Source organism: Gemmobacter aquarius, from assembly GCF_003060865.1.
Classification (GTDB): domain Bacteria; phylum Pseudomonadota; class Alphaproteobacteria; order Rhodobacterales; family Rhodobacteraceae; genus Paragemmobacter; species Paragemmobacter aquarius.
In genome coordinates this window covers 162,195-175,232 of sequence record NZ_CP028919.1, presented here as the reverse complement: position 1 = coordinate 175,232, position 13,038 = coordinate 162,195, and the positions used below count along the sequence as shown (strand labels likewise).

At 60.6% G+C, this 13,038-nt stretch carries 13 protein-coding genes; 9 read left to right on the top strand and 4 right to left on the bottom strand.

Going from position 1 to position 13,038, the window contains the following annotated elements; genetic code table 11:
- Nucleotides 1-207 precede the first annotated feature (207 nt).
- The 3 genes from HYN69_RS18670 to HYN69_RS18660 are packed head-to-tail and all read left to right on the top strand — an operon-like array spanning nucleotide 208 to nucleotide 3,034.
- Entirely contained in the window at nucleotides 208-1,209 is a 1,002-nt protein-coding gene (locus HYN69_RS18670; protein ID WP_108437429.1) for a glycosyltransferase family protein, read from the top strand.
- Complete coding sequence (rfbF, locus tag HYN69_RS18665) at nucleotides 1,206-1,982, top strand: glucose-1-phosphate cytidylyltransferase (RefSeq protein ID WP_108437428.1); 777 nt, start codon at nucleotides 1,206-1,208, stop codon at nucleotides 1,980-1,982. The genes HYN69_RS18670 and rfbF overlap by 4 nt, the downstream gene beginning before the upstream one ends.
- Complete coding sequence (locus tag HYN69_RS18660) at nucleotides 1,979-3,034, top strand: NAD-dependent epimerase/dehydratase family protein (protein ID WP_108437526.1); 1,056 nt, start codon at nucleotides 1,979-1,981, stop codon at nucleotides 3,032-3,034. The genes rfbF and HYN69_RS18660 overlap by 4 nt, the downstream gene beginning before the upstream one ends.
- Before the next feature lie 7 nt (nucleotides 3,035-3,041).
- Here HYN69_RS18660 and rfbC read toward each other — a convergent pair whose 3' ends face one another.
- Nucleotides 3,042-3,572 carry a dTDP-4-dehydrorhamnose 3,5-epimerase gene (gene rfbC, locus HYN69_RS18655; RefSeq protein WP_108437525.1) on the bottom strand — a complete coding sequence of 177 codons (531 nt, stop codon included), beginning with the start codon at nucleotides 3,570-3,572 and terminating at the stop codon, nucleotides 3,042-3,044.
- An 82-nt stretch (nucleotides 3,573-3,654) separates the two neighbouring features.
- Between rfbC and HYN69_RS18650 the strand changes: the two genes are divergently transcribed.
- The 5 genes from HYN69_RS18650 to HYN69_RS21765 all read left to right on the top strand — a co-directional run bounded on the left by HYN69_RS18650 (nucleotide 3,655) and on the right by HYN69_RS21765 (nucleotide 9,842).
- Nucleotides 3,655-4,989 carry an NAD(P)H-dependent oxidoreductase gene (locus HYN69_RS18650; RefSeq protein WP_108437427.1) on the top strand — a complete coding sequence of 445 codons (1,335 nt, stop codon included), beginning with the start codon at nucleotides 3,655-3,657 and terminating at the stop codon, nucleotides 4,987-4,989.
- Complete coding sequence (locus HYN69_RS18645; protein ID WP_108437426.1) at nucleotides 4,989-6,437, top strand: acyltransferase family protein; 1,449 nt, start codon at nucleotides 4,989-4,991, stop codon at nucleotides 6,435-6,437. The genes HYN69_RS18650 and HYN69_RS18645 overlap by 1 nt, the downstream gene beginning before the upstream one ends.
- A 120-nt stretch (nucleotides 6,438-6,557) precedes the next feature.
- Nucleotides 6,558-7,322 (top strand): glycosyltransferase family 2 protein, encoded by a 765-nt coding sequence (locus HYN69_RS18640; RefSeq protein WP_108437425.1) that lies wholly within the window; start codon nucleotides 6,558-6,560, stop codon nucleotides 7,320-7,322.
- A complete protein-coding gene (locus tag HYN69_RS18635; protein ID WP_108437424.1) occupies nucleotides 7,319-7,684 on the top strand; it encodes a hypothetical protein in 366 nt (121 codons plus the stop codon). Before HYN69_RS18640 ends, HYN69_RS18635 begins: the two co-directional genes overlap by 4 nt.
- Nucleotides 7,685-8,063: 379 nt before the next feature.
- Entirely contained in the window at nucleotides 8,064-9,842 is a 1,779-nt protein-coding gene (locus HYN69_RS21765; RefSeq protein WP_216824698.1) for a family 16 glycosylhydrolase, read from the top strand.
- A 4-nt stretch (nucleotides 9,843-9,846) separates the two neighbouring features.
- On the opposite strand, the gene HYN69_RS18625 is transcribed toward HYN69_RS21765, so the two are convergent.
- From HYN69_RS18625 to HYN69_RS18615, 3 genes are all read right to left on the bottom strand, one after another.
- Complete coding sequence (locus HYN69_RS18625) at nucleotides 9,847-10,206, bottom strand: PRC-barrel domain-containing protein (RefSeq protein ID WP_108437422.1); 360 nt, start codon at nucleotides 10,204-10,206, stop codon at nucleotides 9,847-9,849.
- Nucleotides 10,207-10,260: 54 nt separating this feature from the next.
- Complete coding sequence (locus HYN69_RS18620; protein WP_108437421.1) at nucleotides 10,261-10,719, bottom strand: MgtC/SapB family protein; 459 nt, start codon at nucleotides 10,717-10,719, stop codon at nucleotides 10,261-10,263.
- A gap of 365 nt (nucleotides 10,720-11,084) precedes the next feature.
- Entirely contained in the window at nucleotides 11,085-11,810 is a 726-nt protein-coding gene (locus HYN69_RS18615) for a Crp/Fnr family transcriptional regulator (RefSeq protein ID WP_108437420.1), read from the bottom strand.
- A 212-nt stretch (nucleotides 11,811-12,022) separates the two neighbouring features.
- On the opposite strand from HYN69_RS18615, the gene HYN69_RS20720 reads away from it, so the two are divergent.
- Complete coding sequence (locus HYN69_RS20720) at nucleotides 12,023-13,006, top strand: hypothetical protein (protein WP_159082556.1); 984 nt, start codon at nucleotides 12,023-12,025, stop codon at nucleotides 13,004-13,006.
- The last annotated feature ends 32 nt before the right edge of the window (nucleotides 13,007-13,038 follow it).

Below are 13,038 nucleotides of genomic sequence, written 5' to 3'. Positions count from 1 at the left end.
CATTTAAGACCCATTCCGACAGGCCAAAAGGGGGCGCCTCGTGCAGGATCGCCGTTGTCTTCTCGTATCTACATGCAACGCTGACAGAAGGCCGTGGAACGGCGTTCCCTTCGAGTTTTTCGAAGTTCTTCGCCAGATCGAGACCGCCACTGTGCTTACCCCCAAGGTCGCGGCAGCGTCGCTAATTCCGAGCCCCGCACATCAACTTTGCTTCGCGAACTTCGCCTTCGTACCAAACGCAGCATCCGCGAGCATGTCGTCGGCGGCTACGAGCCGTTGCTCAAGAAGACCAGACTGACCGAGACCTACGACATGCTGTTCTATGTCTGCCAGTTTCTGGAAGAAGTGCAGGAGATAGAGCAGATCGAGGGCTGGCGCGACCGTGCCGGAACCGCGATAATCTTCGTTCTGGAAAGCTGGACGTCGACATTTGACGAGTATCCACGCGAAATGCGCGTGCTCTCGAAATTCGACCATGTGTTCGTTCTGAACGGATCATGCGTCGGAAAACTCCAAGCGCGCATCGGCGCTCCGGTGAGCCAGCTCAACACCGCGACCGATTGCCTGCGTGCTGCCCCGTCCCACCCGCGCCCGGCCCGTTCGATCGACCTGCTTTGCATTGGCCGCTCCGATCCGGTCCAGCACAGTCAACTCCAGAAGGCCGCGACGGCGATGGGCCTGTTTTACCATCACGAAATCTGGAAAAAGAGTTGGACCGACGATTGGGCGGGCGTGCGGCGCCAGAACGCCGAGATGATCAAGCGCAGCAAGTACTTCCTCGTCTGGGCGCCCATGGCATGGCGCCAGAAATGGAAGGATGGCACCAGCCAAGACAACGCCCTTTCCACCCGCTATTTCGAAGGGGCCGCAGGCGGGGCCGTCATTCTTGGATCGCGCCCCGATTGCCCCGAATTCGATGCCGCCTTCGATTGGCCCGATGCCGTCATCCCCCTTACCGATGACCCCCGCGCCCTGCTTTCGGCGCTGGACCGCGATCCGTTGCGCGTGTTCCGCGCCCGACACGCCAATGTCACACAAAGCCTGCGGCGTCATGATTGGGCGCATCGCTGGTTGCAGATTCTTACGACGCTCGGCCTCGCCCCGACACCAGCACACATCCAGCGTCTGACCACACTCTCCGACCTGTCACGCGGCATCGACTTCATACCCGCCCGTCACGGATTGAAACTTGAAAGAGGATTGAGATGAAAGCAGTCATCCTTGCCGGTGGCTACGGCACACGCCTGTCCGAAGAGACCGGTACCATCCCCAAACCACTGGTCGAGATCGGCAACCGTCCGATCCTGTGGCACATCATGAAGATCTACGAAGCCAGCGGAATCACCGAATTCGTGGTCTGCTGCGGATATAAAGGCCATATGATCAAGCGCTACTTTACCGAATATGCGCTGACCAATGCTGACCTGACGGTCGACCTGTCGCAGAACTCCATCACCCTGAACCGACGCGTCTCAGAACCGTGGCAAGTCACTCTTGTCGACACCGGGCAAGACACGATGACCGGAGGCCGCCTGAAACGGGTCGGTCAATATCTCGGGGACGAGACGTTTTGCATGACCTATGGCGACGGCGTCGCCAACATCGACATCCGCGCGGCCATAACCTTTCATAACGAACAGGGCACCGAAGCCACCGTAACTGCCGTCCAGCAACCGGGCCGTTTCGGCGCGCTCAATCTGGCACCGTCGGGAAACCGCGTTTCGAGTTTCCGCGAAAAGAGCATCCTCGATGGTCCGGTCATCAACGGCGGCTTTTTTGTGCTGGAACCCACCGTGCTAAACCGCATCAGCGGTGACGACATCATGTTCGAGGAAGAACCCCTGCGCGGGCTGGTGCAGGACGACCAGTTGTCCGTCTACCGGCACGATGGCTTCTGGCAGAATATGGACACCCTGCGCGACAAGCATGTGCTGCAAGACCTGTGGCAAACGGGCACCGCCCCGTGGAGGCTTTGGGCATGACCAGAACATTGGGGCGCATCCTCGTCACCGGAGCCGATGGTTACATCGGGGCCGTCCTTTGCCCGATACTCATGGAGCAAGGCTATACCGTCATCGGGCTCGACACCGGTTTCTACCGGCGCGGCTGGCTCTATTCCGACGGAAAGCCTCGCCCGATGATCCTGACACGCGATCACCGCAACATCACCGTCAACGACCTGTGCGGGTTCGATGCCGTGGTGCATCTGGCCGAATTGTCGAACGACCCGCTCGGGGAAAACGATCCCGACCTTACGCTTGCGGTCAATCATCGTGGCTCGGTCGCACTGGCCGAAAAGGCGAAGACCGCAGGCGTTCCGCGCTTCGTCTATGCCTCGTCTTGCTCGATCTACGGGGCGGGCGACGATACATGGCGCACCGAAGAGTCCGCCACGGCACCGCAGACTGCCTATGCCCGCTGCAAGATACTTGTCGAACAGGATGTGAAAGCCCTGACCGACGACAGCTTCACCCCGGTTTTCCTGCGCAATGCCACCGCCTATGGGGCCAGCCCGCGCCAGCGCTTCGACATCGTCCTGAACAACCTGTGTGGCCTTGCCCACTGCACCGGCGAGATCCGCATGACCTCGGACGGCATGCCATGGCGGCCAATCGTCCATGTGCGCGACATCTCGGCCGCGATCGTCAGTGCCCTCCGCGCCGATCCAGCGGCCATCGCAGGCGAGGCATTCAACGTGGGGCGCGACGATGGCAATTACCGCATCCGCGAAATTGCCGAGATCGTCGGGCGAGCCTTTCCGAAAGCAAAGATCACCTTCGGTAGCGACGGTGGCGACACGCGATCCTACCGCGTTTCCTTCGCCAAGATCCGCCGCCATATGCCCGACTTCGAATGCACATGGGATGCACAGCGTGGCGCGCAGGAACTCGCCGCGCTGTTTTCGCGCATCAACCTGACCGGCACCGAATTCCTGTCCGACCCGTTTACGCGGCTCAAGGAACTTCGCTACCTGCAAGACACCGGACAGGTCGATCAAAGCCTTTTCTGGACCGAGGCCGCACCTGCCGCGTGATGTGTCTCTAACCTTGCCAGAACGGCCATTCGCGGTCTTTGGCCGAGATCACGGAGACCGGCAATGGCCAGTCAATGGCGAATGCCGGATCATCCCAACGCACCCCCCCTTCTGCGCCCGGAACATAAGGATGCGATACCTGATACGTCACCTCGGCCCCATCCGTCAGCGTCTGGAACCCGTGGGCAAAGCCTTCGGGCACGTAAAGGATGTGCCGGTTGGTATCGGACAATTCGAATCCCTGCCACTTCCCCAAACTCGGACTGTCGGGTCGCAGGTCGATGATGACATCGAAAATCGCTCCATGCACGGCCCGGACCAGCTTTACCTCTGCATTGGGGGCGTTCTGGAAATGCATGCCGCGCAGCGTCCCCCGCGTCAGGTTGGTCGAATGGTTCGTCTGCGGGAACACATCGCGCAAACCATGCGCGCGGAAGGTCTCGGCACAGAACACGCGGGAAAAACTTCCCCGCTCGTCCTGATGCAAGACCGGATGGATAATCAGGGCATCGGTCAGGGAAGTTGTCTCGAAACGCATCTTTTCAGGCCTCGCAAGCGTTGCATCACACGTTGAGACCCTGACCGGCCAATCGAATTTCAAAGCCATAAGGAATTGAACCATGATCCTGATCGACAACGCCTTGCAACGACTCGCAGCGGACAGAAAGGTTCCCATTCGCATTGCAATGATTGGCGCGGGTTTCATGGCCAAGGGTGTCTTGCACCAACTGCTTACGGTCCATTCCGAGAGCATCCGCATCGTCGGCATCTCGAACCGCACCCCGCAACATGCCGTCGATCTGCTGCGCGCGGAAAATGCGCCCTTCCGACTGTGTGACAGCCCGCTTTCACTGCGCCGCGTTCTTGCCTCGGGCGACATCGCCATTACCGACGATCCGGTTCTCCTCGCCTCTGCCGACGGGATCGACCTAGTACTCGACGTGACCGGGGCTATCGAAGACTCGCTGCCCCCCGTCCTTTCCGCCATCGAACACGGCAAACATGTCGTGCTGATGAATGCCGAACTTGACGGTACCGTCGGCCCGATCCTGAAGCGCATGGCCGATGCGGCGGGCGTCGTCTTCACCAACGTCGACGGTGACCAGCCGGGGGTCGAGATGAACTTGTGGCGCTTCGTGCGCGGCATCGGCCTGCGCCCCGTCTTGTGCGGCAATATCAAAGGATTGCACGACCCCTACCGCACCCCTGCGACGCAGGCAGAATTTGCACGCCGCTGGGGCCAAAAGCCCGAAATGGTTACCAGCTTCGCCGATGGCACCAAGATCTCGTTCGAACAGGCCATCGTCGCGAATGCGACCGGCATGACCATCGCCCGTCGCGGCATGCTGGGCTACACCGTCGAGGCAGGTACCCCGATCACCGAAGCGGCCAAGCTTTTCGATCCGGAATTATTGCTGCAGGGCCCCGGCATCGTCGATTACATCACCGGCGCCTCACCCGGCCCCGGCGTCTTTGTGCTGGGCACCACCGACGATCCGGTCCAGCGCCATTATCTCGACCTCTACAAATTGGGGTCAGGCCCGCTTTACTGCTTCTACACGCCCTACCACCTGTGCCATTTCGAGGTCCCCAACACGATCGCCCGCGCCATCCTGTTCAACGACGCCGCCTGTGCGCCCATAGCAGGCCCGCTGGTGGAAGTGGTCGCCACTGCCAAGCGCGATCTGGCCGCAGGCGACACGATCGGCGGACTGGGCGGCTTCGATGTTTACGGGCTGACTGAAACCGCCGCCATGACAACCCACCAGAACCTGCTTCCGATCGGAGTAGCGGTGGGCTGCAGGCTGAAGCGTGCAATCCCGCAGGACCAGATCCTGACCTATGCCGATGTCGAACGCCCGCCCGGCCGCCTTGTCGACATGCTGCGTGACCGTCAGGCGCAAGTCTTCCCGACGGTCCCGGCGCCGGTCCGATCGCTGCAACCCGTGAGCTGATGCATCATCGGCCCGAAATTGACGGGCTGCGTGCGGTTGCGGTCGTCCCGGTGGTTTTGTTCCACGCAGGTGCGCCGGGGTTTTCGGGCGGATTTATCGGTGTGGATGTTTTCTTCGTCGTATCGGGCTACCTGATCACGCTGATTCGTGTGTCTGACCTGTCGCAGAACCGGCTTTCGCTGCGTCAGTTCTACATACGTCGCGCCCGCCGCATTTTGCCTGCGCTTTTTGCGATGATGTTCGTCACCCTGCCCTTCGCTTGGGGATGGATGTCTACCGGCGCGCTGGAGGAACACTCTGCAGATGTGCTTTCGGTCCTGACCTTCTCGACCAATTTTCTCTACCTGATCCGTGACAACAGTTACTTCGCGCCCGATGCCGGATTGCAGCCGTTCCTTCACACCTGGAGCCTCGCGCTCGAAGAACAGTTCTACCTGCTCTACCCGGTCGCCCTGTGGCTGTTCTGGTACGCGAAACCGCGCCTGCTCTTGCCGGCACTGGCGCTGTCTGCCCTTGTCAGCTTCGTAGCGGCAGACTGGGCCGCAGCCAATCATGCCGCCTTTTACCTGCTTCCCGCCCGTGCGTGGGAATTGCTTGTCGGTGCGATCATTGCGTTCATGCCCTCGCCGCGTCGCAATTCGCTGCTCGGGATTGCAGGCATTGCGATGATCGTCACGCCAGTCGCATTGTTCGATGCAGGCACACCATTCCCCGGCCGCTATGCATTGCTTCCCGTGCTTGGTAGCGCGTTCGTGCTGCGCTACGCGGTGACCGGCACCCCGGCCGCCAGACTGCTTTCCCTGCGCCCTCTGACCTTCCTCGGGCTGATCTCCTATAGCACCTATCTCTGGCACCAGCCCCTTTTGGCCATCACCCGCCTGTACAACCTTGCAGAGCCGGCCCCCTACTTGCGCTTTCGTCGAAAACCGAAACCTGCTGCTTTCCGACACGATGCACCTGACGGCAGCTGGCAGCGCAAAACTGATCGACTGGCCCCGGCTTCGAGATTCGTTGCCATGAACCTCCAGCGCAGCGTGCCGCCGGGACCAGGAGCCCCCTGCATGGAACAAGCGTACCGCCCCGTGGTTTACTTGGCTCCGGACAAGCGAGACACCCATGACCCGACCGCTGCGTATCCTTTTTGCCACGGCGCACCCACATCTGCTCCAAATCGCAGGCGGCCTTCAGGCAAACACCGACGAAACGATGAAAAGCCTGATCGCACGGGGCCACGATGTCTGGCTGCTGTGCGGGTTGACCGGGGCCGGAACGCTGGGCTTTCGACACCGGATCGCGATGAAACTTTCGCCAACCAACACGGTGAAAGACCCCGTCGCGGGCTACACGACCATCCCCGCATGCGACGCAACCGACTCCGCCATACCCACAGACGTGCTCAGGGATTTTGCGGCCGATGTGGCTCTGGCACATGCCGCACGCACGCTTGACCCTGCCGTGCAGCTTTACCTTCTGGAAAAGCTGATGCGCGACCGCATTGAGGCGAACCTGTGCCAAAAGGGCGTGCTTCCACTGGAACGTTCCGTGATCGACCCTGAATTGGTGGAAAGATGACCATCGATCTTCCGGCCGTAGATGTCGTCATACCGGCCTATAACGCTGCGACCACGATCACGGCTTCGGTTATAAGTTGCCTCGCGCAAAGCGCCCGCAACCTGCGCGTCATCGTGGTCGATGACGGAAGCACCGACGCAACCGCCGCAACCGTGCAAGACCTCGCCAACGCCGATAGCCGAGTCACCCTGATCCGCCAACGCAACTTCGGCATATCGAGGGCGATGAACGCAGGTATCGCCGCCGGGTCGGCGCCTTTCGTCGCCCGGCTCGACGCCGACGACCTTTCCCATCCCGAACGGCACCGCCTGCAGCTTATCCGCATGGCCGAACAACCAGACCTCGTCGCCCTGTCGGGTTTTTACCATGAGATCACAGGCGAAGGGCGCGACACCGGGCGCCTGCACACTCCCCCGAACACCCGACCTCGAACCCGGATTGGCTGCCTGCCCATGAACCCGCACTCAGCCAGCCCTTTACGATGTTCCGTCGCAGCGCACTTGAGCGCGTGGGACTGTTTCGGGCTTTTCCAGTATCTGAAGACAGCGACCTTTACTGGCGGCTTTCGGCGATCGGAACGCTTGAAAATCTGCCCGCAATCGTTGGCTCTTACCGTATGCACAGTGGTTCGATTTCCAGCGCATCGATCCAGAACGGGCGCCGCATGGCGATCTGCTCGCAAATTGCTGCAATATCGGCACGTCGTCAGCGCAGACGCGAAGCCGACATACCTCTGTCACCCGAGGTTTCCGCGCTTTTGACCACCGCGCTGACCCTGCCGGAAAGTCTCGGTCCCCTGTGCCGGGCACTCCGGCTTACCGATGCCGAAGCGGCATGGCTTGTGCCTGCCGTAGCCGCCAAACTGACCGAGCTTGCCGGCTACCGCCCCTACGAACTCGTCTCGTCCGATTGCGCTTTCATCGCCTTTGCGTTGAACCCGCAAAGGTTGATCTCATTTCGCTGCGATCCGTCGGAAATCGCCCGAATGCGTTGCGCAACGGCAGCACGCATGCTGCGCCTTGGCCGGATAGGCGATGCCGCGACACTCGCCCGCGGCGATTGGGCGAAGATCATCGCAAGGGCTGCGACGGGCCGGCTGTATTGGGTCAAGCGAAGCGCCTAAACTAAGCCAAGCCAGCCGAAACGCACGTTTTTTCGTCCCTGCCCGATGGCAGGAAAATGCCTACAAACCGGTGGCTGATCGTTCCGGTATGGCCTTTGCCGCCCATACATCATCCCTATGCCGCGTTTTCCCCACCCTTCGCCCGATAGCAGGGGGCGGGGACGCTAAACTACAACCTTCGGGAGAATGGCGGCAACGGCCGCGCCCCGAAACCACGCAGTCATCCCCGCCTTCAGGGCGACAGGCTTCTGCATGCCAAGTGGAAGGAAATACCGTGGCTATCGTATACGACTCGCAAATCAGGACCTATGTTTCGGGTCAAACCTCGACGGCGGACAGTTGGTTGGTTTCTACCTGGGCAGCAGGTCAGACCGGCAATATGAATTGGTCTTCCGATAACGTGAACCGCGCCGCCGATGGGTCCGTGAACCTGACGCTTGGCGCTGCTCCTGCGGGATCGACCCGCCCCTATAGCGGAGGCGAGATTCAATCGAACGAAGTGGCCACGACAGGCACTTGGACTTGGGTCGCACAGGCCCCAAAGATGCAGGACGGTGCCGTTTTCGGCCTGTTCACTTATAAGGCCAACTATCAGACCCAGCCGTGGGTGGAATTCGATTTTGAGTTCGTGGGCAAGGACACGACCAAAGTCCAGCTCAACATCCACATGGAGAACGCGTCGGGCCAGCACATCTCGCTGGATCAGGCGATAGGCCGTCCCGTCATCGTCGACCTTGGTTTTGACGCATCGCAGGGCAAACACACCTACGAAGTCAGCGTCACCACCAGCGGCGCCACGTTCTATGTCGACGGCAACGTCGTCGGGGAATACGGACCGCAGAACATGCCGGGCGGCGTCTGGCAAATCGGCCCGCAGAAAAGTTTTGTCGATCTCTGGTCCGTTTCGCCCGGTCAGGAAAGCTGGGCAGGAAGCTGGAATTACAACGGCACGCCCATTGTCGGCAATCTTGACGGCTTCGACATCCGCCCGAACGAATATGGTTCGGAATATGTTGCGTCCGACACCGGCATCGTCACCCCCGCGCCGGTTGCCGACCCCTCTCTCCTGACCGGCGACGGCGGTGACAACTTTCTGACCGGCACGATCGCAAACGAGACGCTGAACGGGAATAGCGGCAACGACACGCTGGACGGCGGCGGGGGCCATGACCGTGTGTATGGCGGCGAAGGCAACGATATGCTGTTCGCCAGCCTAGGCGATAGCATTCTCGATGGCGGCAACGGAACCGATTGGCTGAGCTTTGCAGGCGCGACCGGCGCGAGCGTCGACCTGCGCGTATTGACGGCACAGACCACCGGGTATGGTGTCAATACGATCACGAACATCGAAAACCTGTCCGGTGGAGCAGGCGCGAATTCCTTTGTCGGCAATGACTTTGCCAACCACTTTGTTGGACAGGCTGGCGATGATCGTTTCAAGGGCAATGGCGGTGTCGACACGCTCGACGGGGGCGCGGGAAATGATCAGCTTGACGGCGGCACTGGTAACGATGTCCTGCTAGGGGGAGATGGTGACGATAGCTTGGCCGTAAGCACCGGAAATGACGTGATGTCGGGTGGGACTGGAAACGACACAGTCATCGTTACCGGAACCGCAGGCGCCACCATCGACCTTCGTACCGCCTCCGGCCAATACACCGGTTACGGGACCGACACGATCACAGGGGTGGAAAATCTGACGGGTGGCAGCGGCAATGACCGTTTCACCGGCGACAGTTCTTCGAACATCCTGACAGGAAATGGCGGGAACGATACGCTCTCGGGCGGAACTGGCGCCGATACCTTTATTGGCGGTGCGGGCAAGGATATGCTCTATGGCGGGCTTGACGACAACGCTGACAGTTTCGTCTTCCTTGGCCCTGCGGACAGCTCCACCGGCAAAAGCCGCGACATGATCTTCAATTTCAGATCGGGCACCGATGTGATCGACCTGCACCAGATCGACGGGAATACGCTTCTCGCAGATGACCAGTCGCTCGCCTTCAGCGGTACCAAACCTGCGTCCTTTGCTATCTGGTATCAGGTGGTCAAGGGCGATGCAGTCGTTTCGGTCGATGTCGACGGGAACGGCCGCGCCGACATGCAGATCCATGTCCAAGGCGTCACCTTGCTAACGGCCGGAGACTTTATCCTTTAGCGTGTCAGATCCAGTAATACGGTATCCCGTAATTGTCATGCGTCCGGATTTCCCAGTCTCGGCTGCCATACCAGCCATCGTCACGTCTGGGCGCATTTTCCAGTTGCTCGGGCGTAACATCCGTCACGAATCCGCCTTGTGACACCTCATACCGCAAGGCGGCCCAAGGCACGGGGTAGTGCTCTTCCCCAATGCCCAGCACACCGCCAAACCCCATGACGGCATAGGCAATCTTGCCTGAAATCTTATCTATCATGACATGGTCGATTGCGCCGATATGCTCGCCCGACGTGTTGTAAACCTCGGTGCCGACCACATCATCCGATGACACCAGACTGTGCCCCGACGCTTCGCTATCCTGCATTGCCGATCCTCCTCTACCGTCAAACAGGAACGCGCCGCGCCGACAGCGGTTCCGCTAGTCGCGCTGCACCACCAAGAGCGACATCACCACGACTGCAAGCACCGTCGCCATTGCCGCGACACCCCACAGCCCAAGGCCGACGGCAAGCCCCACCGCAGCCGCCAACCACATGCCCGCCCCTGTGGTAAGCCCACGCACCGCTCCATTGCTAAAGACGATCATTCCAGCCGCAAGAAAGGCCACTCCTCCGGTGACGGCCTCGACGATACGCAGCGGATCCATCTTTACCGCTTCGTCACCTTCGAAACGTGAGGCGAGGTCAAGGGTCAGAATCGAGTAGAGACATGCAGCCAACCCGACAAGGATATGCGTCCGCAGGCCGGCTGCCTGCTTGGCATGCTCTCTTTCGATGCCGATCAGTCCGCAAAAAATCACCGCGCCCAACATCCGAAGTGCGATAACTTCCCAGGCAAGCGCAGGAGCGCGCGCCACTTCCTCGATAATTGCGTCCATGCGACCCCCGCTTCATCCGTGCTGCTGTCGAACCGCCCGGATTGCGCAGGGTTCCGGTTGGCACGTTTCCACCTGTTGTTGAAAATTCCCGTTTTGGCAGTTTCTTTTTCTGTCCAAAACTTGGACACCCAAAGCGAGACTGACCAGCGATACGGATTTGCCGGACTATGGTGGGCATTATTGCGTTTGACAGTCTGCGACGATGGTCCCGGTTACGACCAAAGAACTGCGTCCCGCCAAATGGGCTGGCAGCTTGTCGATGCCTTCACGTCGCAACTCGGCGGAACCGTCCGCACAGAAAGCGCAAGCGGCACCACGGTTATGGTCGAATTTCCGAAAGATTATGGTAACGACGCGCCCGTGATTCAGCGCAACGCCCACCCGACGTCGATCGCGGGGATCAGATCGATCGCTTCCATGCGGTTCTCGAAGTTTGCCCGTTCCAGCAAACGCACATAGGGCCGCTGTACCTCTATCTGCCGGTCCCGGACCAGTTTTCCGATCAGACGATTGACGTAGATCCCTGTCATTCCCGTCGCCTCGCCAATCTCGGTCTGATTCATCGGCAGAGGAAAACGGTTGCCATCGCCGATCCCCTCGACAGCCAGCCGACCGCGGATATCGAGCAGAAAATGGATCAAGCGATCCTCGGCGGACGCACGGTCAAACAGAATGGCCCGTGTCTGTCCCACCGAAACCTCGACATTGGACAGCGCCAACAGCAAAGGCCAAAGCCGCGGGTTATGCCGCGCCAGTCCGGTCACGGCGCTCTTTGGCACGATGTGAACCAACCCCTCGGTCAGCATCACGACATCCTGCTGCACCAAAGCGAGGCCAAGGTCCGCAAGGCCGATCACGTCACCGGGCAAATACATCCGCAGGATCGCCGACCGCCCGTTTTGCTTTTGTCCACGCGCCACTGCCCAGCCGTGCTGCAACAACAGCAGGGCTTCGCCAACCGTTCCCCGGCGCAGAATAACCTCTTGTCGCTGGACAGATTGCGGACGTGCCTGCGGGACAAGCAGGCGGCGCAGTTCGTCTCCCGCGCCCGACTGCTGTCTGGCCACGAAGTTCTGTTGCGTCGCCGTCATCTCCTACCCATCCCAAACATGTCTATGCCACCCGAAACGGCAGGGCTCCTCGCTAGGTTCCCCCAGATTGATAGCCTCTTCGGCAAGCCTCTGCCGGTGTCCGGCGTGCAATCAAACCAGTGCAACTCCCCGACCGATCAGCCGGAACGCCCTAGCCAAGGTGACGTTTGACCAACACCGGGCGCATCGCCCTATCAGACGGAGGAGCAACGATGGCGAACCATGAAAAAGGTTACGGCCAAGGTAGCGACGACCACCGCAACGAAGATCGCGGCCAGTCGCAGCAATACGGCCAGCAGGCTGACAATCAGCAAGGCCAGCAATATGGCCAAAGCCAGAGCGGCAATCAGGCCCAGCAAACGCACGGGCAATCCGGTTATGGCCAATCGCAAGGCGGGTATGGCCAGACGTCGGGAGCAGATCATACGGGTGGCAGCGGCTATGGCGGGCAGTATGGCTCGGGTGGCTACGGTCAGGGCTACGGCCAACCGATGGGCGGCGGGACTGGCCAGCAGGATTATGGCCGTCAAGGCTATGGCGTCTATGCACAGCCCGGCCAGCAACATCCCGGTCAGCACCAAGGCGGCGGGATGGCCCACGTCGGCGGCGGATCGTCCGGCATGGGCGGCCAGATAGGCAACCAGCAAGGTGGAATGTCCGGCGGCCAGGGTAGCTACGGGCAGTCCGGTGGTCAGTCCGGTCAAAACTGGGGCCAGCCTGGTTCGCATCAGTCTGGTTCGCATCAGCCTGGCTCGCATTGGGGCCAGCATGATCAACCGGGTCAATCGGGCGGCCTCGGCTCGACGATCGGTCAGGCCATCGGTGGGCTGTTCGGTGGCGGCAACGACCAGTCGGGCCAATCTTCGCAAGGCTTTGGCCAGAGAAGCCAGTCCGGCATGGGTGGCGGCGGTGGCGGTCAGCACCGCCAAAACGACCCGCATTACCACGCGTGGCGCGAGCGTCAGAACCGCCAGTTCGACGAGGATTGGGATGCATTCAACCAAGAGCGGCAAAAGTCGTTCGATGACGAGTTCAACAAGTGGCGGACCAGCCGGACCGTCGGCGGATCCTCGGGCAGCGGTTCGGAAGTACGCGCCGAGTCCGGCGAATCCGGTTCTTCCGGCGGATCGGGCACCAACCGCCCGTCAGGTGGCGGCAGCACGATGACTTCGTCAGGCTCGACCAAGGACAAGTAAGTTCGTTTTGTGCAAAGGGCGCAGTTGGAATC

Coding starts and splice junctions, on each gene's coding strand:
- rfbF (WP_108437428.1), top strand. CDS start 1,206: ATGAAAGCAGTCATCCTTGCCGGTGGCTACGGCACACGCCTGTCCGAA.
- HYN69_RS18660 (WP_108437526.1), top strand. CDS start 1,979: ATGACCAGAACATTGGGGCGCATCCTCGTCACCGGAGCCGATGGTTAC.
- rfbC (WP_108437525.1), bottom strand. CDS start 3,572: ATGCGTTTCGAGACAACTTCCCTGACCGATGCCCTGATTATCCATCCG.
- HYN69_RS18650 (WP_108437427.1), top strand. CDS start 3,655: ATGATCCTGATCGACAACGCCTTGCAACGACTCGCAGCGGACAGAAAG.
- HYN69_RS18645 (WP_108437426.1), top strand. CDS start 4,989: ATGCATCATCGGCCCGAAATTGACGGGCTGCGTGCGGTTGCGGTCGTC.
- HYN69_RS18640 (WP_108437425.1), top strand. CDS start 6,558: ATGACCATCGATCTTCCGGCCGTAGATGTCGTCATACCGGCCTATAAC.
- HYN69_RS21765 (WP_216824698.1), top strand. CDS start 8,064: ATGAATTGGTCTTCCGATAACGTGAACCGCGCCGCCGATGGGTCCGTG.
- HYN69_RS18625 (WP_108437422.1), bottom strand. CDS start 10,206: ATGCAGGATAGCGAAGCGTCGGGGCACAGTCTGGTGTCATCGGATGAT.
- HYN69_RS18620 (WP_108437421.1), bottom strand. CDS start 10,719: ATGGACGCAATTATCGAGGAAGTGGCGCGCGCTCCTGCGCTTGCCTGG.
- HYN69_RS18615 (WP_108437420.1), bottom strand. CDS start 11,810: ATGACGGCGACGCAACAGAACTTCGTGGCCAGACAGCAGTCGGGCGCG.
- HYN69_RS20720 (WP_159082556.1), top strand. CDS start 12,023: ATGGCGAACCATGAAAAAGGTTACGGCCAAGGTAGCGACGACCACCGC.